At 38.3% G+C, this 22396-nt stretch carries 18 protein-coding genes; 11 read left to right on the top strand and 7 right to left on the bottom strand.

What is annotated here, in order from left to right; translation table 11 throughout:
- Positions 1 to 174: 174 nt before the first annotated feature.
- Entirely contained in the window at positions 175 to 1389 is a 1215-nt protein-coding gene (locus FLEMA_RS0132360) for an ATP-grasp domain-containing protein (protein ID WP_026996414.1), read from the top strand.
- Positions 1390 to 1468: 79 nt separating this feature from the next.
- On the opposite strand, the gene FLEMA_RS70950 is transcribed toward FLEMA_RS0132360, so the two are convergent.
- A complete protein-coding gene (locus tag FLEMA_RS70950) occupies positions 1469 to 2020 on the bottom strand; it encodes a hypothetical protein (protein ID WP_044172239.1) in 552 nt (183 codons plus the stop codon).
- Between the two features lie 120 nt (positions 2021 to 2140).
- Between FLEMA_RS70950 and FLEMA_RS70945 the strand changes: the two genes are divergently transcribed.
- Positions 2141 to 2539 carry a MerC domain-containing protein gene (locus tag FLEMA_RS70945; protein ID WP_044172236.1) on the top strand — a complete coding sequence of 133 codons (399 nt, stop codon included), beginning with the start codon at positions 2141 to 2143 and terminating at the stop codon, positions 2537 to 2539.
- Entirely contained in the window at positions 2515 to 3723 is a 1209-nt protein-coding gene (locus FLEMA_RS0132325) for a GTP-binding protein (protein WP_026997865.1), read from the top strand. The genes FLEMA_RS70945 and FLEMA_RS0132325 overlap by 25 nt, the downstream gene beginning before the upstream one ends.
- A gap of 111 nt (positions 3724 to 3834) precedes the next feature.
- On the opposite strand, the gene FLEMA_RS70940 is transcribed toward FLEMA_RS0132325, so the two are convergent.
- Positions 3835 to 4911: an alpha/beta hydrolase gene (locus tag FLEMA_RS70940; protein ID WP_044172233.1), complete on the bottom strand. Its 1077-nt coding sequence runs from the start codon at positions 4909 to 4911 to the stop codon at positions 3835 to 3837.
- 364 nt (positions 4912 to 5275) lie between these two features.
- On the opposite strand from FLEMA_RS70940, the gene FLEMA_RS0132270 reads away from it, so the two are divergent.
- The 4 genes from FLEMA_RS0132270 (at position 5276) to FLEMA_RS70935 (ending at position 9475) form a co-directional block, all read left to right on the top strand.
- Positions 5276 to 5917, top strand: coding sequence for an ABC transporter ATP-binding protein (locus FLEMA_RS0132270; RefSeq protein WP_026996410.1), 642 nt, complete (start codon positions 5276 to 5278; stop codon positions 5915 to 5917).
- A 51-nt stretch (positions 5918 to 5968) separates the two neighbouring features.
- The gene (locus tag FLEMA_RS0132265) at positions 5969 to 7216 is read left to right on the top strand and encodes an ABC transporter permease (protein ID WP_026996409.1); all 1248 of its coding nucleotides are present in this window, start codon (positions 5969 to 5971) and stop codon (positions 7214 to 7216) included.
- Positions 7217 to 7357: 141 nt separating this feature from the next.
- Positions 7358 to 7750: a DUF3299 domain-containing protein gene (locus tag FLEMA_RS0132260; protein WP_374755632.1), complete on the top strand. Its 393-nt coding sequence runs from the start codon at positions 7358 to 7360 to the stop codon at positions 7748 to 7750.
- Between the two features lie 150 nt (positions 7751 to 7900).
- Positions 7901 to 9475, top strand: coding sequence for a glycerol-3-phosphate dehydrogenase/oxidase (locus FLEMA_RS70935; RefSeq protein WP_081681341.1), 1575 nt, complete (start codon positions 7901 to 7903; stop codon positions 9473 to 9475).
- A gap of 196 nt (positions 9476 to 9671) precedes the next feature.
- Here the strand turns inward: FLEMA_RS70935 and FLEMA_RS70930 are convergent, their stop codons facing one another.
- A complete protein-coding gene (locus tag FLEMA_RS70930; RefSeq protein WP_052354148.1) occupies positions 9672 to 11996 on the bottom strand; it encodes a TonB-dependent receptor in 2325 nt (774 codons plus the stop codon).
- Positions 11997 to 12385: 389 nt separating this feature from the next.
- Here FLEMA_RS70930 and FLEMA_RS0132170 point away from each other — a divergent pair, with 389 nt between their 5' ends.
- From FLEMA_RS0132170 to FLEMA_RS0132150, 3 genes are all read left to right on the top strand, one after another.
- The gene (locus tag FLEMA_RS0132170) at positions 12386 to 12898 is read left to right on the top strand and encodes an RNA polymerase sigma factor (RefSeq protein WP_026996406.1); all 513 of its coding nucleotides are present in this window, start codon (positions 12386 to 12388) and stop codon (positions 12896 to 12898) included.
- 380 nt (positions 12899 to 13278) lie between these two features.
- On the top strand, positions 13279 to 14751 hold the full coding sequence (gene crtID, locus FLEMA_RS0132155; RefSeq protein WP_026996405.1) for a bifunctional phytoene desaturase/3,4-desaturase: 1473 nt from the start codon (positions 13279 to 13281) through the stop codon (positions 14749 to 14751).
- Between the two features lie 85 nt (positions 14752 to 14836).
- Positions 14837 to 15673, top strand: a complete 837-nt coding sequence (locus FLEMA_RS0132150; protein ID WP_026996404.1) for a phytoene/squalene synthase family protein — start codon at positions 14837 to 14839, stop codon at positions 15671 to 15673.
- 254 nt (positions 15674 to 15927) lie between these two features.
- Here FLEMA_RS0132150 and FLEMA_RS70925 read toward each other — a convergent pair whose 3' ends face one another.
- The gene (locus tag FLEMA_RS70925) at positions 15928 to 17238 is read right to left on the bottom strand and encodes an Nramp family divalent metal transporter (protein WP_044172226.1); all 1311 of its coding nucleotides are present in this window, start codon (positions 17236 to 17238) and stop codon (positions 15928 to 15930) included.
- 296 nt (positions 17239 to 17534) lie between these two features.
- Here FLEMA_RS70925 and FLEMA_RS0132075 point away from each other — a divergent pair, with 296 nt between their 5' ends.
- Positions 17535 to 18203, top strand: a complete 669-nt coding sequence (locus tag FLEMA_RS0132075; protein WP_229359467.1) for a metal-dependent transcriptional regulator — start codon at positions 17535 to 17537, stop codon at positions 18201 to 18203.
- A gap of 72 nt (positions 18204 to 18275) precedes the next feature.
- On the opposite strand, the gene eutC is transcribed toward FLEMA_RS0132075, so the two are convergent.
- From eutC to FLEMA_RS70905, 3 genes are all read right to left on the bottom strand, one after another.
- The gene (eutC, locus tag FLEMA_RS70920; RefSeq protein WP_044172224.1) at positions 18276 to 19040 is read right to left on the bottom strand and encodes an ethanolamine ammonia-lyase subunit EutC; all 765 of its coding nucleotides are present in this window, start codon (positions 19038 to 19040) and stop codon (positions 18276 to 18278) included.
- Positions 19041 to 19420: 380 nt separating this feature from the next.
- A complete protein-coding gene (locus FLEMA_RS70915) occupies positions 19421 to 20317 on the bottom strand; it encodes a YitT family protein (protein ID WP_044172219.1) in 897 nt (298 codons plus the stop codon).
- Between the two features lie 380 nt (positions 20318 to 20697).
- Positions 20698 to 22071 (bottom strand): ethanolamine ammonia-lyase subunit EutB, encoded by a 1374-nt coding sequence (locus tag FLEMA_RS70905; protein WP_044172214.1) that lies wholly within the window; start codon positions 22069 to 22071, stop codon positions 20698 to 20700.
- Positions 22072 to 22396 lie beyond the last annotated feature (325 nt).

Genomic DNA, 22396 nt, shown 5'->3' with positions numbered 1-22396 from the left:
TCAACCCAACTTGAAATAAGTTGAAGCAGCTTTATTATATACCTACTCATTTTGAACAGCTCCTTTTAGAAATATTTCCGATAGTTTTTTAATAGTTTTACTATATCATTGTTTCAAATTTTGGGATTTATCCTTAAATTTAGTTTAGACTCTTGATTATAAAACTCAGTTACTATGTCGGCAGAACTATCTTTCCTTTGTATATCTACCTATTTTAAAGGCAATGAATTTTTACGTGCTTGTAAACAAGCAGGTAATAAAGTGTACCTTTTAACCAACAAAAAACTAGAACATCGTCCATGGGCAAGGGAGTCGATAGACGAGATATTTTATGTAGAAGAACGCTACGATGGAAGTTTTGATATTAATGAAATTACATTGGGCTTAGCTTATGTAATGCGTTCTCGTAAAATAGACCGAATAGTGGCGTTAGACGACTTTGACGTTGAAAAAGCGGCTTATCTGCGTGAACATTTTCGGATTTCGGGAATGGGACAAACCACAAGCCGACATTTTCGTGACAAACTGGCTATGCGAATGAAAGCCGCCGAAGCGTGTATTCATGTGCCTATGTTCTCGGCATTGTTCAACGATAATGAAATCTTTGAATTTACTCAAAAAGTAACTTTCCCTTGTGTTGTAAAACCTCGCTCAGAGGCTTCGGCTACAGGTATCAGAAAAGTGTATAATGCTGAACAGCTTTGGGAAGTGGTACATCATTTGGGCGACCGTCGGCCAGAATACTTAGTTGAACAATTTCGCCCTGGCGATGTATTTCATGTTGACTCGCTTTCGATAGGAGGCGAAATTATCTTTACACGTTCGAGCCAATACCTCTCTACACCAATGGACGTAGCACATGGCGGCGGTATTTTTCGCTCGGTAACTGTGCCTATTGGTTCGGAAGATGACAAAGCCTTGCAGGAGATTAATTCACAAGTAATGAAAGCCTTTGGGATGAACTATAGTGCTAGCCATTCTGAATATATCCGTGACCACGAAACAGGAGATTTTATCTTTTTGGAAACGGCTTCGCGTGTAGGGGGGGCTCATTTGGCCGAAATGGTTGAGGCTTCTTCGGGTATTAATCTATGGCGTGAGTGGGCCAATATAGAAACAGCTATGGCCAAAGGGACAAAATATGTACTGCCAGAGGTTCAAAATCATTATTCAGGTATTCTGATTTCATTAACTCGCCAGCAGTATCCCAATGTAATGGCTTTTGATGACCCCGAAATTTATTGGCGGATGGATGAAGAGTATCACATTGGGGTAATCGTTAAGGCTGATAATCGAGAAAGGGTAATTGAGCTGCTAGAAAAATATGCCAAAGTGGTTTATAGTGATTTTCACGCTTCGGCACCAGTTCCTGACAAGCCAGCCAATTAATGAATTTTGGTACTTCAATAAAATGCCCCATTGCCTTCCGAATAGGAAAGAATGGGGCATTTGTCATAGTTTGGTATTCCTATTTTACTGTTACATCAAATTCTGCTTCAAAGTCGGTACTTCCTTTGGCTGTACCATCTTTGATTGGCGTGCCATTTTGAGGAGGCTGATGATACAAAACCACCTTCAACTTTCCTGTTCCTGCGGCGTTAGTTTGTACACTTGCCTTTAAGCCTACTTCCAAATTACGGTTGTCTTTATCGGTACGTGTAACGGTCAATAAATTACTAGGAGTAGGAGTGTACACAAATAAATGTTCAAAGCTTTCCTCTTCTATTTCTGTTGTGGTATTTTCTGCAGGCGTTTTACTTTCATCCCAAACCTCTACTGCTACTGTGTAAGTTTTGTTGGCATCTAGGTTGATTTTATCAATAACAGGGGCATTGCCACCAATACCGTCAAGGTCTTTGAACGCATAAGTTGTTGAAACCCCACCATTGGTAAATATCAATTTTAAAGTAGTAAGGTTTTCACTGTCTTCTACAGGCGAAGGCTCATCTTTTTTACAGCCAGCCAACAACGATGTGGCCAACAATGCCATTACCCAAATTCTATTACGTACGAGTTTCATATTTTATGATAAGTTTATTAATGCAATGATGTTGCAAATTTAGTATTTCTTTTTGAATATTACGCAATAATGTTGCAAAAATGAAAATAGAATATTTATATTTGCAACAATGTTGCAAATATGGAAAAGAAACTCAACTTTTGGTACGATTATTTAGGCATATTCAGTTCGGCAATATGCCTGGTACATTGTTTGGCTACACCGATAATAATGTTTTTGAAAGCATATTATCAGTATTCTCAAACACAGGTAGCCCTCGACGAAGCCCACGATTGCTGGGATTATGTATTTGTTTTACTTTGCTTTATTGCTGTGTTTTCTACAACTCGGTCTTGTGTATCTATTCGTATTGTACGAGCGTTTTGGTTAGCTTTTTTGGCTTTTGCGGTGGCTATTATTTTTGAAGATGACCTTCCGTTTCTACAGTATGTTGGGTATATAGCCTCGTTGGCTTTGATTGTTATTCATTTTTTCAATATTAGATTCTGTAAAAAATGTCAAATAAAAAACTTCCAGTAACGGTACTTAGTGGTTTTTTGGGAGCAGGAAAAACCTCTTTACTTAATCATATCTTACATAATAAAGAAAACCTACGGGTGGCGGTTATTGTCAACGATATGAGCGAAATCAATGTAGATGCTCAGTTGGTACAGCAAGAAAATGTTTTGTCACGAACTGAAGAACGGCTTGTCGAAATGTCGAATGGCTGTATTTGTTGTACACTACGAGAGGATTTGATGGTAGAAGTAGAAAAACTAGCTAAAGAAAATCGCTTTGATTACTTGATTATTGAATCAACGGGTATTTCCGAGCCTTTGCCTGTGGCTCAAACGTTTTCTTATGTTGACGAAGCTAGTGGTATTGATTTATCCAAATTTGCTCATTTAGATACAATGGTTACAGTAGTAGATTGCTTTAATTTTCCAAGTGATTTTGGTTCGATAGATACCGTTTGGTCTCGTGGGCTAAACGATGATGACCCTAACGACACTCGGACAATCGTGAATTTATTGACTGACCAAATTGAGTTTGCCAATGTAATTATTCTTAATAAAACCGACTTATTGTCGGCCAATCGTTTGGGTGAGTTAAAAGCTATTATCAAAAAGCTCAATCCCGATGCTCAGGTTGTAGAATCCACTTTTGGAAAGGTCAGTCCTAAGGCAATCCTCAATACTGGTTTGTTTGACTTTGAGCAATCTTCACAGTCGGCAGGTTGGCTCAAAGAGCTAGAAAAGGGTAATCATACCCCCGAAACAGAAGAATACGGTATTACTTCTTTTGTTTTTAGAGATGCACGGCCATTTCATCCAGAACGTTTTTGGCAATATATCAATCAAAACTGGCCAGCGGGTATTATTCGCTCTAAAGGGTTATTCTGGTTGGCTTCTCGGCCCAAAGATGCCCTTAATTGGGGGCAAGCGGGGGGATCGTTGCGGGCTGATGCCGCAGGTACATGGTGGGCAGGTGTACCCGATTGGGAACGACCGTTTTACCCAGCTTGGCAAGAAGCTAAAAAAACAATTATGCAACGATGGGATAAACGTTTTGGCGACCGAATCAACGAATTGGTTATTATTGGTCAAGATTTGGACCAAAGCCTTATCTTGGATGAGTTACGGTCGTGTTTATGTACTGAGGAGGAAATAGTATGGATGAATGCTAAGAAAAAATTTGCAGACCCATTCCCAGTATTAGGCTAGTATAACGGAGTTAGTCACTAACTCCGTTGACAATGAACAGGTCAATTTTTTTACAATAAAGGTAGTGTGATGCAGAAACCCATATTCTTTTGGAGTATGGGTTTTTATCATTTAGAAGAATAGCCATTCTACAGCCTTCGGAAACTCCTTGCCCCATTGTACTTCGCTGTGTTTACCGTCGGGGTCGAGCGACAAATGAATATCTATCTTTTTATTGCCTTGTCGCTGTAAAGTTTGCTTGAGCTTTTCTACATTAGGAATCATCGTTGAGCTTTCGCCTCCGCCTGCGTATACATAAATTTTGGCAGGTAAATGACTCAAGAAGTCGATAGCATCGAAGTAAATATTAGGTGAAACCCATAACGATGGCGAAAATAGCATGAGCCGCCCAAATACTTCGGGGTACATCAAGCCAGCATAAATACTCACCAAACCGCCCAAAGAACTTCCGCCAATACCTGTATGTTCACGGTCGGGGAGGGTTCGAAAATTAGCGTCGATATAGGGTTTGAGGGTTCTACTAATAAATTGTACATATTTACGCCCTTCGCCTTTACCCATTTTGGGGTTATGGTACGGAGAATATTCCTTAAAACGATTTTCGCCACCATGAGCAATTGCTACGATAATCACATCGCCATGCCCTCGTGAGGCCAATACCGCCAATTGTTTGTCGATACCCCAGTTGCCAAACTCCGAACCTTCTAAGAAAAGGTTTTGGGCATCTTGTAGATACAAAACAGGGTATTTTTTATCGCTTTGCTCATAATTATGAGGCAACAAAATATAAACGGCACGTTTGGTGTCAAATTGCGGCATTTCAAACGAGTCCGAAATCAATCTGATGTTGGGCATCAAATTGTTGTTGAGGTTAGCACCATCGAGTCGCCAGTGAGGGACAAAATCATGCAATACCCCTAATTTTCGTTGAACCGTTCTGTTTTTGGTAGGATTACCAAACTCATCAAGTTCTACTTGGTTCCAGCCTCCTTTAGTATATTTATACTCGATAGTTTCGGGTACTGGGTGGCTTGTAGGGAATTTTAATACATATTTACCTTCTTCAACTTTTTTAAGCTGAAAGTCTTCTTTGTCAGGAAGCCAACCGTTAAAATTACCAGATATATATATTGGTCGGTCGTCTTCAACTGGAGTGGTTAGTTCAAAATACAAAATATTATTACTCATAATTTCAACACATAAACGTCTGTTTCTCAAAAGTGGACGCAAATTTAGCAAATTAGCTGTTCTGTACTATTCTATTTTGAAAAACTTATATAATAAATTAGCATTTTATCTGATAGAGAGGCTACAGCCATATTCGTCAACCAGATAGGATATAACAAAAAATAAAGACAATTTTTGTAAATTGTTGTTCCTAAGTTATCAAATTTTCAAATTCACATTTTTGCCAATTTCTTCAATAGCTAATGCGTATATTTGTATAATGATTGAATAACTTAGTGTTAAGTACTTGATAATGAAATATTAAGCGTAAATACCTAACAATGTTTAACGAAAAAAAGTTTTAGCAACATAACACTCATCAACTGTGATTTCGACACAACAACTAACTTTTGCGTATCCAGCTCAACCAGGAGTTCCTACAAAACAATTCGTTTTCCCTGATTTTTCCTGTGCCGACCACGAAACCATGCTGATTTTGGGTAAATCGGGTCGAGGAAAAACTACATTTCTTCATTTGATGGCCTTATTGCTAAAACCAACAGGCGGAAATATTCAAATTAATCACCAAGAAATCAGCCGATTGTCGGCCTCTGAAGCTGCTAGCTTTCGTGCTGCCCATGTAGGAATTGTTTACCAAAAACCTCATTTTGTACACGCTCTTTCGGTATTAGACAATCTGTTGTTGGCCAATTATTTGGCAGGAAAAACACTTGCTAAGCAAAATGCTATTCATTTGGCCGAAAGTTTGGGTTTTGCCGACCACCTCAACAAAAAAACTACGCAGCTGTCGCAAGGTGAACAACAGCGAGTAAGTATTGCTAGGGCTTTGATGAACAACCCTTCGCTGATTTTGGCCGATGAGCCTACTTCCAATCTCGACGATGATAACTGCCTTAAAGTGATTGATTTACTAAAACGTCAGACACAAGAAATAGGAGCAAGTTTAGTCGTAGTAACCCACGACCAACGATTGAAAGATGTATTTGAGCATCAACTTTCTCTTTAATTAATCATGACCATTGGTGCGAAAGCACTTTATATAGCACTAAATACACAAATGAATTTACTCAATATTTCTTGGAAAAATATTAAAGATAAACCCCTTACTAGCTTCCTGAGTATTTTGCTTATGGCGTTGGGTATTGCCATTATATCGTTATTGTTGTTGGTAGGTAAGCAGCTCGAAGAGAAGTTTACCCGCAATGTACAAGGTATTGATATGGTGCTAGGAGCAAAAGGGAGTCCTTTACAATTGATTTTGGCAAGTATTTATCAAATCGATGCCCCGACAGGCAATATCAGTTTGGCCGAAGCCTCCCAGTTTACCCGAAACCCTATGGTACAATCGGCTATTCCGCTTTCTATGGGCGACAGCTATCAGGGCTATAGAATTGTAGGTACAAATGAAAAGTATATCAGCCATTTTCAAGGCGAATTTGAGCAAGGTAGAATTTTTGAAAAATCTCTCGACATGGTATTAGGGGCAAAAGTTGCTAAAAATCTGGGCTTAAAAGTAGGAGATACCTTTGCCAGCCAGCATGGTTACGATGGCGAAGGGCATCATCACGACAATAATAAATTTAAGGTGGTAGGTATTCTAAAAACCACCAATTCGGTGCTAGACCAATTGTTGATTACGCCACTCGAAAGCGTATGGGCATTGCACGAGCATCATGAAGAAGAGGAGGCAGGCAAAGGAGCAAATGCCTTGAAGTTATTAACAGAAGATGAACACCACGAGGATGAACACCACGAGGAAGAAAAAGAAATTACCGCCATGCTGGTCAAGTTCAGGAATCCAGCAATGGGTATGATGATTTCGAGAAGTATTAATCAAAACTCGACCATGCAAACAGCTACGCCAGCTATTGAAATGAACCGTTTGTTTGCTTTGATGGGTTTGGGTATCGAAACCCTACAACTAATAGCCCTTGTTATTATAGTGGTATCGGGTATTAGTGTGTTTGTATCGCTGTATAATTCGTTGAAAGAGCGAAAATATGAAATGGCCTTGATGCTTTCGATGGGAGCTAGCAGAACAAAATTGTTTTTTCTTTTGTTGTCAGAAGGATTGATAATCAGTATAATAGGTTATGTTGTTGGCGTTTTGCTAAGTAGATTGGGCGTATGGGTAATGGCACAGAATGTCGAACAAAATTTTCATTATGATTTCAACGTTCTATCTTTGCTTACCGAAGAATTCTGGCTTTTGTTGGGGGCTCTTATTATAGGTTTATTGGCCGCTGCAATTCCGTCGATAGGTATTTATAAAATAGATATTTCCAGAACATTAGCCGACGATTAAGAAATTTACTTGAAATAAAAAACCCTGTACACAAACTACCAAACATCAACAGTTATGAAACAAAAAATATTTAGCTTTCTTGCCCTGATTGTGTTATTGAGTCAGTCGGCATTGGCTATAGACCCTGCCAACCGCAAAACGATGGCTTTGCCAAGTGATAAACTTACTTGGGATATGCTCAAAGACGTTACCTTTAAGAAAAAATGGTATCCTCAAGAATCTATTTATATGTTGTACCCTACTTTTGGGCCTGGTGTAAAAAAATTAGAAAACAAAGAAGTGACAATCAAAGGGTACGTAATACCTGTCGATGCCGCTACCAATGTATATGTATTGTCGGCTTTTCCTTATAGCCAATGCTTTTTTTGTGGTGGTGCAGGCCCCGAATCAGTTATGTCGTTGAAACCTAAAAAAGGAGCTTCAAAGAAATACAAGACCGATGAAATGCACACTTTCACTGGCAAATTAAAGTTGAATGCCGACGATATTTATGAAATGAATTATATTCTGGAAGAAGCTGAAGTAATTGAATAAATATCAACTGGATTTTAATAACTTTATGTTGCATTTTAAAAAGGGTCTCGTTAGTTTAGCGAGACCTTTTTTAATACACTATCCAATTCTTTATACATCCTTTTTATAAACATTGTCCAATCCCACTTAAATAGCTTTAATGTTAGTTTTATGATGAATCGTAACGAACAACTCCGCAAACTTCATGACACGCCACAATTTGATATTTGTATTATTGGAGGAGGGGCTACAGGTGCAGGTATTGCCTTGGATGCTACCCTCAGAGGCCTAAAAGTTATAATAATCGATAAGTATGATTTTGCTGCTCAAACGTCGTCTAAATCTACCAAATTGATTCATGGAGGTGTTCGGTATCTTGAACAAGCCGTTAAAAAGTTGGATTGGGAACAGTACAAAATGGTAAGAAAAGCTTTGAAAGAACGGGAAATATTACTCAAAAATGCTCCACATCTTTCTCGACCGCTTGCCCTTTTAACACCTTGTTTTAGCTTTATCGAAAGTATTTATTACACGATTGGGCTTAAAATGTATGAATGGATTGCAGGTTCTCAAAATATTGCTAAAAGTGAGCGGCTTTCAAAACAAGAAGCTTTGGAGCTAATTCCTGAACTCAAAAAGAAGCACCTCAATTCGGCAGTATTATATTATGACGGACAATTGGACGATGCACGGTATTGTTTAGCCCTAATCCAAACAGCTGTAGACAAAGGGGCTTTGGCCTTAAATTATACACAGGCATTGAAATTTAGCAAAAATGAAGATACTGGTAGGCTAAAATCGCTTTGGGCAAAAGATTTGTTGAATAATACCGAGCTACATATTAGTGCCAAAGCATTTATTAATGCTACTGGGCCATTTGCCGACCACCTTCGGAAATTGGCTAATCCCAAACTCAAATCACGAATCAAAGTAAGTAGAGGGGCTCATATTGTATTGCCCAAAACTTTTCTACAAGGCGAAACCGCTATTTTAGTTCCTAAAACCGACGACGGACGTGTAATCTTTATGATTCCTTGGCAAGATCAGCTTTTGGTAGGTACTACCGACGAAGAGGATAACCTTTCGGAAGTGCCTAAGCTAGAACAGCATGAAAAAGGCTATTTAATAGACTACGTAAATCGGTATTTGGAAAAGCCAGTGAGCGAAGCCGATATTACTTCGGGCTTTGCGGGCTTGAGGCCTTTGCTGGAAGCTCAACTACATTCGGCTTTAGATTCAGATACCAAGTCGTTGGTACGTGACCACGAGGTCGAAATAGATAAGCGGTCAAAACTAGTAAGTATTATGGGGGGCAAGTGGACTACTTATCGTTTAATGGCCAAAGATACAGTAGATATGGTACAAGAAAATGTACTCAAACAAGCGGTTTCGGCTTGTACTACCGACCATCAATTGTTGTATGGAGCTGAAAATTATCAATTTGATGATTGGAAAAAACTGGTAGCTAAATACACTATTCCCGATTATGTAGCTCAGCATTTGATGAAAAAATATGGTAGTTATGCTTCAAAAGTACTGGAACTCACCATCGACGACAGCTCGCTAAAATCGCTATTGGTTGCCGAGCATCCCTTTATCAAAGCCGAAGTGGTATATGCTGTAAAATACGAGATGGCTTGTACTGCCGACGATATATTGGAAAGAAGATTAGGACTAAAACTGCGGGATGAAAAAGCGGCCCTAAAAGCTCTTTCATTTGTGGAGGAGGTGTTACAAAATGCCTAGCTCAAAAAGAGTACTGAATAATGAAAGAAAGTGATAACCAGATGGTTTTCTGGTACTTTTTATTCATGATTCAGTACTCTTACTAATAGAACATTATTGGGTAAATGAAATGCTTTCTACATATATTTTATGAACAACACAGCCATCTTATCTAAACCCCCAAAGTAGCAATCTCCAATCCATGATAATATTCAACCTAAAATTTGTATTGTAGTCTCAAGGAAATATTTCGGCCCATTTCATCTGTAAAATACCTAAAACGGTTCATATAGTCACGGTAGGCGGTATTCAAAAGATTGCTTACACTCAAGCCTAAGGTTACTTTTTTGATTGGATACCCTGCGTACAAATTCCATAAGTTATAGCCAGCAGGAGGAGCTAAAAAGTCGCTATTGGCTTCTACACGGCTTTGACGAGCTACCCATAAATTACTAATACTAATATATGCATCTTTTTTAGAGAAAGTATATTTTAGGGTACTTTCGAGGCGGTTGGCTGGAATATTGACCATATAGCTATCGTTGCGAACATCTTTGGCTCTTACCATCGAATATTTTTCTGAAATAGACAACTGTTGCGTAATCATGTATTTCAGCGAAGCATCTACCCCCGCAAACACAGCATCTACCTGAGTATAATCAAAAGCAGGAAATGCTCCACGTACCGATAAAACAGTTTGTAGAACACCATTTTCAATTCTTGGTTTTAGATAAATAAAATCTTTGATATAATTAAAATACGGAGCAACTTCCCAAGCCCACCGATCGCCAGAATACTCTGCCGATACCGATATATTATGAGCTACTTCGGGTACTAAATCAATATTACCTTTTTCATAAGCTGCTGCACCATGGTGTACGCCATTTGAAAACAGCTCGTTCATATTGGGTGCACGCCATGCAATTGCGGCATTGGCTTTGTAAGTAAGCTTGCTAGAAGCATTATAGGCCAAGCCTGCGGTAGCAGAGGCATTATTGAAAGTAAATGAATGGTGAAAAATGGTATTGTTGAAACTTAAACCATAGGCCTCCGAATTGCGAATATCGTAGCGAAGCCCCGTTTCGATCTCCCATTTATTTTTTACATACCGCTCTATCAAAAACAACCCCGCACTTTTAGTATGATAATTAGGAATTAGAACGGTATTAGTCAAAGGCTTTTCTAACTGATATGACGATGAAAGGTTTTCTTGCCATAAGCCATTCAGCCCAACAGTACCGCTCAAAATCCCCCAAAGAGGTTTATGTTCCAAAATAAGCTCACCCTGATAACTGGTAAGCTTAAAATTGAGGGTATTTAAGGTTCTATTGCCACGAGGAATATCATATTCAAGTCGCCAGTCGTACTGTCTTGAAAGTGTCAATGTCCATTTTCCTAGGTTTTCAGCAATAAAAAATGACTTTATTTTGAGCAAATTATGAGCTAAATCTTGGTCGGGGCGATTGATTGTATAACTTGGCGACGAAGGTGTATAATCGCTACTAGGACGAGGGTTATCAATAGCATTGAGCAAATCAGTAATATTGCCAATATGCGAGCCAGCAAAAATACCCAGTTGGGTGTCGAAATAACTAAAATATGCTTCTGTACCCCAATGGATAGCATTATAGCCCAATGCAACCGAGAAATTCCGCTCCTGAATCCCTGTATTAGCCAAATAATATTGAGCTGTTTTGATATCGCCGCCACGTTTGTAAGTACCCTGAAGCCGCCAAGCAAGTCCTTTTATACTAGAAATACCACCTTCTACAATCCCCGAAACAACCCCTTGTTGGCCATTAGAAAAAGCCACAGTATTGATTTCGCCATGTATCTTAGCCGAATCGGGCAAAGGGTTGGGTTCTACCATAATTACACCTGCAATAGCATCCGAGCCATACCTAACACCCGCAGCACCTTTTACTACCGTTAATTTTTTGGCCACAAATGGGTCGATTTCAGGAGCGTGTTCGCTACCCCATTGCTGGCCTTCTTGACGAATACCATTGTTGAGAATCAATACACGATTAGAGTGCATCCCATGAATAACGGGTTTGGCAATACTGCTACCAGTTTGTAAAGTAGTAACACCCGTAGCAGCCTTCAGCGATTCGGCAAGGTTTTGCCCTCGGCTTTGTTCAAGGGCATCACCCTCAATAATATTTTTGGTATGGGTATTATTTTCGAGTTTTTTGCCAGCCACAATTACCTCCTGCAAATGCTCGTCGGAATTGTTGAGGGTTAGTTCTTCTGAATGCTCTTTCGACAAATTGATGACTACTTCAACCTTTTGATAACCAACAGCCTGACATACTAGCGTATATGTGCCTTGACAAAGGTTTTTGAAGTTGTATTTTCCTTCAGCATTGGTATACTCGGCGTATTTTGTGCCCTTTAAGTACACCACCGCCCCAGGAATAGGATTATGAATGTTGGTTTCATGAACCACTCCTTTCAAAACACAAGTACAGTTGTTGTTTTGTGCCCATGTAGGCAACCACACTATCATGATTACCGTAAGTATCAATAGAATCTTTTTCACGTTTGCTGATTAATAAAGCTGTGTAGCAAAGGTAAGTATAATTGTGTTTAAATGTGCAATGATGTTGCATTTGTATTTTTTTGATAATTGTATCTTTCCAAGACAATAGACCTGCTTTTTGTTTAACATTTTAGGGTATATAAGTTCAACAAAACGTTTTGATGAATTATGTTTAATGTTTTTTTATTTATATTAAACGGTTTTTATTGTACGTTTTCAAACTTGTTTTTTATATTGAATATAATTATTCTAATAAAAAAGCCCTTTTTTGCTTTTAATAGTTACGAATTTGAATTTATTTTTTGTGAAAAATGAGTAAATATATTTTGTTTTTGTTTAATCATTACTTATGTTTGTTAAACAAATCAACAAATAAACGCAAAACGACTATGACAGCTGTTGAATTTTCATTCCATATAGGAAAAGTTTCTAAATCATTGAAACCCTTTGCCATGAAGTTGACCAGAGATTACGAAGAAGCCAATGATTTGTTGCAAGACACATTGTTGAAAGCTTTCACCAATCGTGATAAATATACAGAAGGAACCAACCTAAAGGCATGGTTATACACTATCATGAAAAATACATTTATCACCAATTATCAAAGAATGGTGAGAAAAAATACCTTCATCGATACTTCCGACAATTTGCACTATATCAACTCTATGGAGTCGAGTACCGACAATACCGCTATGAGTACTTTTGCGATGAACGATATAGATAATGCCGTAAAATCGTTGGATGAAGCCTATAAAATGCCATTTATGATGTATTTTAGAGGGTTTAAATACCATGAAATTGCAGAGAAATTAGATATTCCGATTGGTACAGTAAAAAACAGAATTCATATAGCCCGTAAAGAATTAAAAGATAAGCTTCACATGTATGCTTATTGGAATTAACAGCCAAACCTAGTATCTTGGCAAGTAAAATTAATTAGGACTAGTCGTTCTGTTTGGAGTTACATTTCATCAACTGTAAAGGCATTGACTCCAAAAACGGCAATTGTTAAATAATTGATTAGTTTTTTGGTTAACAGAAGAAAGTTGCAAAGGGTCGAGCATTTGCTCGACTTTTTTGTTTTGTTTAACTTTTAACAAACTATACGTTTTACAAAACAAATTGTCGGTTATCTGGTTATTCTAATAATGAAGCTAGAAACTATTGGCAAAATGGAGCGTAAATACAACAAAGTATACAGCCAGTTTTATATTACTTCGATTTTTCTATTACAGAAAACAATAGCATATTTTCATACCCATTATAACGATAATACATTTAGATGAAAAAAGTAATTGTAATTGGTGCAGGGTTTTCGGGTTTGGCGGCAGCAACGGGCTTGGCAGATAAAGGTTATGAAGTAACCATTCTCGAAAAAAATAGTATGGCTGGTGGACGTGCAAGGGTTTTTGAAACACAAGGTTTTACTTTCGACATGGGGCCAAGCTGGTACTGGATGCCTGATATTTTTGATAATTATTTTGCTAAATTTAATAAGAAGACTTCCGATTATTACAACTTGGTACGTTTAGACCCTTCTTATGCGGTTATTTTGAAAGGCAATGAAGTTATTAATTTGCCAGCAGGGGTTGACAATCTAGCCGATTTGTTTGAGAGTATGGAACAAGGAAGTGCCGAAAAGTTCAGGGATTTTCTGAGCCAAGCAGCTTATAAGTACGATGTAGGAATTAATCAGTTTGTGTGGAAGCCTTCGAGAAGTATTACTGAATTTTTGAGCTTGAAGTTACTTTATGATGTGGTACGATTAGATGTTTTTCAGTCTTTTTCTAGTCATATTAGAAAGTTTTTCAAAAATGATAAAATCCTAAAACTAATGGAGTTCCCTATTTTGTTTTTGGGAGCTACACCCGAAAATACACCCGCTATGTATAGCCTAATGAATTATGCTGAAATGCAATTAGGCACTTGGTATCCGATGGGAGGTATGTATCAAATTGTAAAAGGTATGGTGGCCTTGGCCCAAGAAAAAGGGGTTAAGATTTTGTATAATCATGAAGTAAAGAATATAGAGGTTCAACAACATAAAGTACAAAAAGTAATTACTGAAAAAGCTGTTTTTGAGGCCGATGCCGTAGTGGCTAGTGCCGATTATCACCATGTGGAAGAACAAATTTTAGGAGACTCATATCGTAATTATGACGAAGCCTATTGGGATAAACGTGTAATGGCTCCGTCGTCGTTGTTGTTTTATTTGGGGGTCAACAAACGGATTCCTAAGTTGTTGCATCATAATTTATTTTTCGACGAAGATTTTTCATTGCACGCTCACGAAATTTATACCGAGCCGAAATGGCCTTCAAAACCGTTATTTTATGCTTCAGCACCTTCAAAAACAGACAATAGTGTAGCTCCAGAAGGCTCTGAAAACCTGTTTTTGTTGATTCCTGTTGCTCCTGATTTGGAAGATACCGAGGCCATGCGTGAGAAATACTACCAGATGATAATGGAACGCCTCGAACAATATTGTGGTACGTCTATTCGAGACGCAGTAGTATATAAAAGAAGTTATGCCCACAATGATTTTAAGGGCGATTATCATGCCTTCAAAGGTAATGCCTACGGCTTGGCCAATACCCTAATGCAAACTGCTTTGCTAAAGCCTACCCTAAAAAGCAAAAAAATAGACAATTTCTATTATACAGGTCAGTTGACTGTGCCAGGGCCAGGTGTACCTCCTTCATTGATTTCGGGGTTGTTGGTAGCCAGCGAAGTAGATAAAGAATTGAATAGTTGATAAAGATATAATAAACCACCGCCTCAAGCCAATAGCCGATGGCATTCCGATAGAATAACCTTAAAAGCTATGACGCACAATTAATATGATGGATTTGTATAGTACCACCACATTTGAATGTAGTAAGCTCATTACCGAGCATTACAGTACTTCATTTACTTTAGGAATTAAGACGCTCCACAAGCGTTTTCACTTTCCTATATATGCCATTTATGGGTTTGTACGTTATGCCGATGAAATAGTAGACACATTTCATGGGTTTGATAAAAAGAAATTGTTGTTGGCCTTCAAGGCCGATGCCTACCAAGCTATTGAAGATAAAATAAGCTTGAATCCTGTATTACATTCATTTCAGGCCGTTGTAAATGAATACCATATCGACCACGAGCTGATTGAGGCTTTCTTGTATTCGATGGAAATGGATTTGTATAATTCAGATTACAGTCAAGATGGTTATGAACAATATATTTATGGCTCGGCTGAAGTGGTAGGTTTGATGTGCCTAAGGGTTTTTTGTGAAGGTAATGAAGCTCAATACCAGAGCCTCAAAGAAGATGCTCGTCGTTTGGGTTCGGCTTTTCAGAAGGTAAATTTTTTGAGAGATATTAAATCTGATTTTCAGGAGCGAGGTCGAACGTATTTTCCTAATGTAGATTTTAGCAATTTTACCCTTGCCGATAAGCAGTTGATCGAGGCCGATATTCAGGCCGACTTTGATGCGGGCTATCGAGGTATATTGCAGTTGCCCAAAGGGGCAAAAGCAGGGGTTTATTTGGCCTATAAGTATTATTTGAGGCTATTTGATAAAATAAAAGGTTGTCCTGCTTCCAAAATTCAAAATGAACGGATTCGTGTACCTGACTTTCAAAAGCTGGCATTGCTGGCTAAAACATATTTTCAGTTTAGATTGAATGTATTGTAAACAAAACATGAGTTACCCCAAATATTAGGTAATATTAAAAGAGACCTCCTGTTTGTGATTCATAAGGTCGTTAAGTGGGCTTATCAATTGCTCAAATGATAAAAACTTGCTATTCATAAAAAAGGCGGTCGGAAATTGTTTTTCGACCGCCTTTTCATATCAAATATCAGCATGATATATCTTTAGCCACAAAGTATTGTGTCGTTAGTGGTAAAAATCATATCCAAAAATAATCACTCATTTACTAAATTCGGCTATCTAAAGGTATCCCAAAGTAAATAAAGGTTAAAAACAATGATAATTATCGAAACAACCCAAGCTATGATTTGAGTAGTTTTGGAATTGGCAAACTCACCCATTTTGTTTTTAGACCCCGTAAACACTACCAAAGGTACTACCGCAAAACTTAATTGAAGCGATAATATCACCTGACTAAGCACAAGAAGCTCGCCTGTACCTTTTTCGCCATAAATAAGTGTTACAATCAGTGCAGGAATTACCGCCAACAAACGTGTAATAAGACGACGAATCCATGGCTTTAGCCTGAGGTTTAGAAAACCCTCCATTACAATTTGTCCTGCCAAAGTACCCGTCAAAGTAGAGTTTTGTCCTGAAGCCAGTAAGGCTACAGCAAAGAAAATACCTGCAAATTTTACCCCTAAAACAGGGTCGAGCAAATGATAAGCATCATGAATATCGGCTACGTTTTGGTTGCCAGAAGTATGAAAAGAGGCCGCCGAAACAATAAGAATAGCAGCATTGATAAAAAAAGCAAAAGCCAAAGAAATCGTTGAGTCGATTGTGGCAAATTTAATGGCCAAGCGTTTGCCTTCAGTTGTTTTGTCAAAATTTCGAGTTTGTACAATACTTGAGTGCAAGTACAAATTATGAGGCATTACTGTTGCACCCAAAATCCCAATTGCTACATACAGCATATCTGGGTTGGTAATGATTTCGGGTTTTGGTAAAAGATTCCCCATGATAAGCCTTATTGAAGGTTGAGAAACCGCAATTTCGTACGCAAAACAGAGAAAAATCATTACAATAAGACCCGCAACAATACTTTCGAGCATCCTAAAGCCTTTTCCCTGAAAGTAAAGCAATACCAATACATCTAGTACTGTAACCAATACTCCTACCGATAAAGGCATGCCAAACAATAAATTTAGGGCAATAGCCGAGCCAATCACCTCTGCCAAGTCGCAGGCAGCAATGGCCACCTCGCAGAGTACCCATAAGGCTATAGCTGTGGGTTTTGAGTAAGCATCTCGGCAGGCTTGGGCTAGGTCTTTTCCAGTGGCAATACCTAGCTTGAGTGAAAGATGCTGCAAGAGCATAGCAAATAAGTTGGAAATTAAGATAACCGAAAGAAGGGTATAGCCAAACTTAGCTCCTCCAGCTATGTCGGTAGCCCAGTTGCCTGGATCCATATAGCCAACGGCTACCATTAGGCCAGGGCCTGTAAAAGCCCAAAGTTTTCGCCAAAACGAACCTGTTTTAGGTACATTGATAGACGCATATACTTCTGGCAATGAAGGTGTTATTTCTTTGTTTTTCCAAGTCATTGGTTCTTTACAATCAAGGTTTTTGTAATATATAATCAATTAATCTAGTAGGCTATTCAATGATGATAAGTTTTGAGCAATATAGGTATCGGTCAATTTGCTACGTGATTTCTTATCGTTCTCTTTATCTTTTGTGTATTAAGCATTTATTATTTAGTGTAACAAACATAGAATGTATTTTTTATAATTCAAAATATTTTTTTAGGTTAGTCTAAAATTTACTTTTCTAAAGGTAAAAAATTACCTTTGTATTATTGTCTGTTTTATAAGATAGACTGTTACTAAATTTTTTTTGCATGCAAATCACTTCCTTTACCGAAGAAAACTACCTTAAAATAATTTATAAACTTTCTGCCGAAACCGATGCAGAGGTTAGTACTAATGCCGTAGCAGAACTTACCCAAACCAAAGCAGCTTCGGTATCGGATATGTTGAGGAAGTTGTCTGAAAAGCAATTAGTTAATTACCAAAAATATCAAGGGGTACGCCTTACCGAGTCGGGAAGGCAGGTAGCTTTGAAGGTAATTCGTAAACACCGCCTTTGGGAAGTGTTTTTGGTAGATAAACTGGGGTTTAATTGGGACGAAGTTCATGATATTGCCGAACAGTTAGAGCATATCGATTCGGAAGAATTGGTAGAAAAGCTAGACGAGTTTTTGGCATATCCTAAATTTGACCCTCATGGCGACCCTATTCCTGACCACCACGGACAAATGCCAGAGCTTCGGTATCAAAATTTGGCCGAAATACGACAGGGTGAGTTGGTATTGATGATGGGGGTTTCTGAACATTCTTCAGCATTTTTGCAATACCTTGCCAAATGCGGGGTTAATCTGGGTTCTGAAATCAAGGTGCTAGAAATCAACGACTTTGATAAATCTCTTTCTGTACAGATTGCCCAAAATATTCCTCAGTTTTTAAGCCACGAGGTAGCCAAAAATTTATTGGTGAAAGTGGTAAAGTAGGTTCAGTCGTTTCTACCGATAATAGCGTGTGGTATATCGGTAGAAGCCCGTATAAAGACAAGTAATAACGATTTACTGTTCAAGGCGGTTTTGCATTTCATCTTTTAGATTTACTCCACTGATTTTTTGTACACTCATTTCTCGAAGCAAATACACAATTTTTTCAATCGCCATTTCATAATTTAATCCTTCTGGACGAATATTTGACACACAATTGCGACGCTCGTCGGTAATACCAATTTCGGGCTGATAGGTAATATAAGCTCCCATACTATCGGGCGAACTCAGTCCGGGGCGTTCGCCAATCAAAATCAAAACAATTTCGGCATGGAGGGCTACCGCAATTTCGTCGGCAATAGCTACACGGCCTTGTTGTACCAAGCATACTGGAGCAACCGACCAGCCATACGTTTGGAATACACTGATTAGCCCATTTACAACAGGAATAGCATGATGATTGATTGCCTTGGCCGATAGGCCGTCGGCTACAACAATACAGATATTGTATGATTGAGGAGGCAGTACCTGAAGGGTATTGTTAGAAGAATCAGATAGTTTTCGGCCCAAGTCGGGTCGTTGTAAGTACTGAGTCCGCTCTGTAATCTGGCTTGTTAAAACAATCGTAGGATGTAAGATTTTTTTCTGAAAAGTGGCAAGTTCTAATGACGAATACACAGCATCACGAGCTTGAGCGTGGTCGGCCTGAAATAACAGTAATTCTTTGGTTGGAAGGCTGTGGCCTGCGTGTCCACGTGCAATACGTGCTGGCGTAAATTCTTGAAGAAAAGTCCAAATGTCTTTTTGGACAGGGCTTGTAATACCTTTCTGATTGCTCATAATGCCATATTTTAGCCTAAATATAAGCAAAAAGATAACTTAGTGTATAGATCAAAGCTATCAAACATGAGTCATCCCAAATTTAGTGAATGGTGAGTGTGCAAATGAGTGATTATTTTTGAATATACTTTTCACCAGTAAAGACGCAATGCTTTGGGGCTAAAGATGAGTCATTGTGATATTTACTATGCAAAAGGCGTTCGGAAAACTAATTTCGAACGCCTTTTGCATGGATAGTCTCTAATTTTCTATCATTTGAGCAATTGATAAGCCTTATCAAAGTTTGCTTGACGACCTTATGAATCCCAACAAACACAAATAGGGGAGGGCTTTTAATATTACCTAAAATTTGGGCTGACTCATGTTTTTGCCCCCAAAGATTAATGTAATGGCAACTTTTTAATCATACCGCCTTTTACGTCATTGATACTTTGTTGAACAACGAAGGCTGTAGCATCTATATTTTCAATTTCATTGTTGAGTTTTTGTAATTCGAGACGAGTAAGAACGGTATATATTACGTCCAAATCTTCATCTTTTTTCCCTCTTTTGCCAAAGCCTCTTTTGCCTTTGAAGATGGTTACACCACGCCCCAGTTTTTCGATAATCATAACGCGTATTTCTTCACTTTTTTCAGAAATAATGGTTACACCTGTATATTCCTCAATACCATGAATAATAAAGTCGATGGTTTTGGAAGCTGACAAGTAAGTTAGCATAGCATAAAGAGCTGTTTCGATACTAATCAAAAATGCTGCTATCGAGAATATAATAATGTTGATAATAATAATGACATCACCTACAGTAAAAACAGTTTTACGGCTAATATAAAGTGCCAGTACTTCTGTACCATCGAGTACGCCACCACCTCGGATAGAAAGTCCAATACCTGCGCCAAGAAAAAAACCACCAAAAACAGCAATAAGCAGTTTGTCGGAAGTAATCAGAGGTATTTCGATAAAGGCAATACAAATAGCCAAACCAATAATACCAAGAAGGGTTTTTATGGCAAAAAATTTAGAAACTTGGTGATAGCCCAAAAAGATAAAAGGGGCATTTACAATAACGATAAGATAAGGTAGAGGTAAATTGCTGGTGATACTAATAAGTAGCGAAATCCCCATTACACCCCCATCAAGAAAATGATTCGGTAATAAAAAACCTTTTAGCCCAATACCCGCCGAGATGATTCCGACGATGATGAGCGAGATGTTCTTAGCACTTTGTGCCAAATTGATTTCCTTAATGTCGAGAGCTTTGAATATGAGTTGTTTCATTATAGCAGTGAATTGGATTTTTACAGTTTCCTTTATGGGTTAAGCTTGCATAACCATGAGTATGCTCTAGTCGCAGATATTCGCATCCGTCTATTATAACGATGTTATAGTCAGGAGGGGTTTCTCGCATTTTTTTAACATTTTCTACTGAACGTTCTTGTACTTCTGAGCAGCCTAAAAATGATAATGAACTAGCGAAAAGCAAGAATAGGATAGTTTTTCTTTTCATAATTACTAATCAGGTTACACGCTTTACGTATATAACAAACACAATAATATTCATTTTTACTCCAAATGGTTTACTTGAATAAGGTATTCTAATAAAATTCTAATAAAATACCGTAGAGCTATTTGAGTGTAAAGATATTAGAATATAATTTTTACAAGATTGGTTGTAATAGTAGGTGTTCATTTTGAATGGGTTTTAGTTGAAATTTTGTATCTAAAATATTCATACGTAATAGCCATTCTTCAAACTCAGGAGCTGGCCGAAGCCCTAATAAATGCCGTATATAGAGAGCATCATGAAAAGAGGTACTTTGGTAATGCAACATTACATCGTCGGCACCAGGAATACCCATGATAAAATTGCATCCTGCTGTTGCCAAGAGTGTCAGTAGGGTATCCATATCGTCTTGGTCGGCTTCGGCATGGTTGGTATAACATACATCAACTCCCATTGGCAAACCTAATAGTTTGCCACAAAAATGGTCTTCTAGTCCAGCACGGATAATCTGTTTTCCATCAAACAGATACTCTGGCCCAATAAACCCAACAACGGTATTTACTAGCAAAGGGTTAAAGTGTCTTGCTACCGAATATGCACGAACTTCGCAGGTTTGCTGATCTAGGCCATGATGAGCATTGGCCGAAAGTGCCGAGCCTTGCCCTGTTTCAAAATACATTAGGTTGTTGCCAACTGTACCACGATTGAGCGATAACCCCGCTTCATAGCCTTCTTGCAATATGCCAAGATTGATGCCAAAGGATGAGTTTGTAGCTTCTGTGCCACCAATAGACTGAAATACTAGGTCTACAGGAGCATTGCGTTCTATGGCCTTGATGGTAGTGGTAATATGGCTCAAAATACAGCTTTGCATAGGAATATCAAATCTTTGGCGTACGGTGTCTAACATGGTTAATAGATTAATAACCGTCGGGACGTTGTCGGTAGCCGGATTGATACCGATAACAGCATCGCCATTGCCATAAAAAAGGCCATCTATCATACTGGCGGCGATTCCCCTAAAGTCGTCGGTAGGATGATTGGGTTGTAGGCGGGTCGAAAAACGCCCTTTTAGTCCAATGGTATTCCGAAACTGGGTAACTACCTCGCACTTGGCCGACACCGTAATCAAATCCTGAATACGCATAATTTTTGAGACTGCCGCTGCCATTTCGGGGGTAATACCTTTCTGTATGGTTTGTAACGTACCCGAATGAGTACTTTCGTTGAGTAAATAATTTCTAAAATCACCTACCGTTAAATGACTAATAGAGCTAAAGGCTTCGCTGTCGTGCGTATCTATAATTAGCCTTGTTACTTCGTCTTTTTCGTAAGGCACTAGGGCTTCATTAAGGAAGACCTTTAGGGGCAAATCGGCCAAAATCATTTGAGCTGCTACCCGCTCTTCGGCACTTTTTGCTGCTACACCAGCCAGTTCATCGCCCGAACGCTTGGGAGTAGCCTTGGCAAGTAGTGTTTTAAGGTCGGCAAAAGTATAAGTTTTGCTTTTAATGCTTTGACGGTACATATTTCAATATTTTTGTTGAAAATATTATTTATCTTTCTGTAATAAATAAGCGAATTGAGCTACTACAGACAAGTGTTTATTTGCAGAAAAAATAGTATTGCAAAATAGATATACGAGATTCAGCAAAATGAGTAGGATTACTGAATTACGAGTACTGATTTTTGATAATAAATAGTTGATTATTAAATTTAGATTGAAGGTTTGTTAATGTACTGATAGTCAAATATTTAATATCAATACCGAATGCTTAGTATATCTTACCTCTACTTCATTCTATATCATAAAATATCCTCTAATAGGCCGTTTGTACATATAAACCTATTAT

The sequence above is a fragment of the Flectobacillus major DSM 103 genome, assembly GCF_000427405.1.
Taxonomy (GTDB): Bacteria; Bacteroidota; Bacteroidia; order Cytophagales; family Spirosomataceae; genus Flectobacillus; species Flectobacillus major.
The sequence above is the reverse complement of the archived record's forward strand: the minus strand, read 5'-3'. Positions and strand labels throughout refer to the sequence as shown.

What these genes read in the sequence shown, in the direction of transcription:
- FLEMA_RS0132325 (WP_026997865.1), top strand. Translation starts at nt 2,515, where the DNA reads ATGTCAAATAAAAAACTTCCAGTAACGGTACTTAGTGGTTTTTTGGGA.
- FLEMA_RS0132170 (WP_026996406.1), top strand. Translation starts at nt 12,386, where the DNA reads ATGACAGCTGTTGAATTTTCATTCCATATAGGAAAAGTTTCTAAATCA.
- FLEMA_RS70950 (WP_044172239.1), bottom strand. Translation starts at nt 2,020, where the DNA reads ATGAAACTCGTACGTAATAGAATTTGGGTAATGGCATTGTTGGCCACA.
- crtID (WP_026996405.1), top strand. Translation starts at nt 13,279, where the DNA reads ATGAAAAAAGTAATTGTAATTGGTGCAGGGTTTTCGGGTTTGGCGGCA.
- eutC (WP_044172224.1), bottom strand. Translation starts at nt 19,040, where the DNA reads ATGAGCAATCAGAAAGGTATTACAAGCCCTGTCCAAAAAGACATTTGG.
- FLEMA_RS70940 (WP_044172233.1), bottom strand. Translation starts at nt 4,911, where the DNA reads ATGAGTAATAATATTTTGTATTTTGAACTAACCACTCCAGTTGAAGAC.
- FLEMA_RS70905 (WP_044172214.1), bottom strand. Translation starts at nt 22,071, where the DNA reads ATGTACCGTCAAAGCATTAAAAGCAAAACTTATACTTTTGCCGACCTT.
- FLEMA_RS0132360 (WP_026996414.1), top strand. Translation starts at nt 175, where the DNA reads ATGTCGGCAGAACTATCTTTCCTTTGTATATCTACCTATTTTAAAGGC.
- FLEMA_RS0132150 (WP_026996404.1), top strand. Translation starts at nt 14,837, where the DNA reads ATGATGGATTTGTATAGTACCACCACATTTGAATGTAGTAAGCTCATT.
- FLEMA_RS0132265 (WP_026996409.1), top strand. Translation starts at nt 5,969, where the DNA reads ATGAATTTACTCAATATTTCTTGGAAAAATATTAAAGATAAACCCCTT.
- FLEMA_RS0132260 (WP_374755632.1), top strand. Translation starts at nt 7,358, where the DNA reads ATGGCTTTGCCAAGTGATAAACTTACTTGGGATATGCTCAAAGACGTT.
- FLEMA_RS70915 (WP_044172219.1), bottom strand. Translation starts at nt 20,317, where the DNA reads ATGAAACAACTCATATTCAAAGCTCTCGACATTAAGGAAATCAATTTG.
- FLEMA_RS70945 (WP_044172236.1), top strand. Translation starts at nt 2,141, where the DNA reads ATGGAAAAGAAACTCAACTTTTGGTACGATTATTTAGGCATATTCAGT.
- FLEMA_RS70935 (WP_081681341.1), top strand. Translation starts at nt 7,901, where the DNA reads ATGATGAATCGTAACGAACAACTCCGCAAACTTCATGACACGCCACAA.
- FLEMA_RS70925 (WP_044172226.1), bottom strand. Translation starts at nt 17,238, where the DNA reads ATGACTTGGAAAAACAAAGAAATAACACCTTCATTGCCAGAAGTATAT.
- FLEMA_RS0132075 (WP_229359467.1), top strand. Translation starts at nt 17,535, where the DNA reads ATGCAAATCACTTCCTTTACCGAAGAAAACTACCTTAAAATAATTTAT.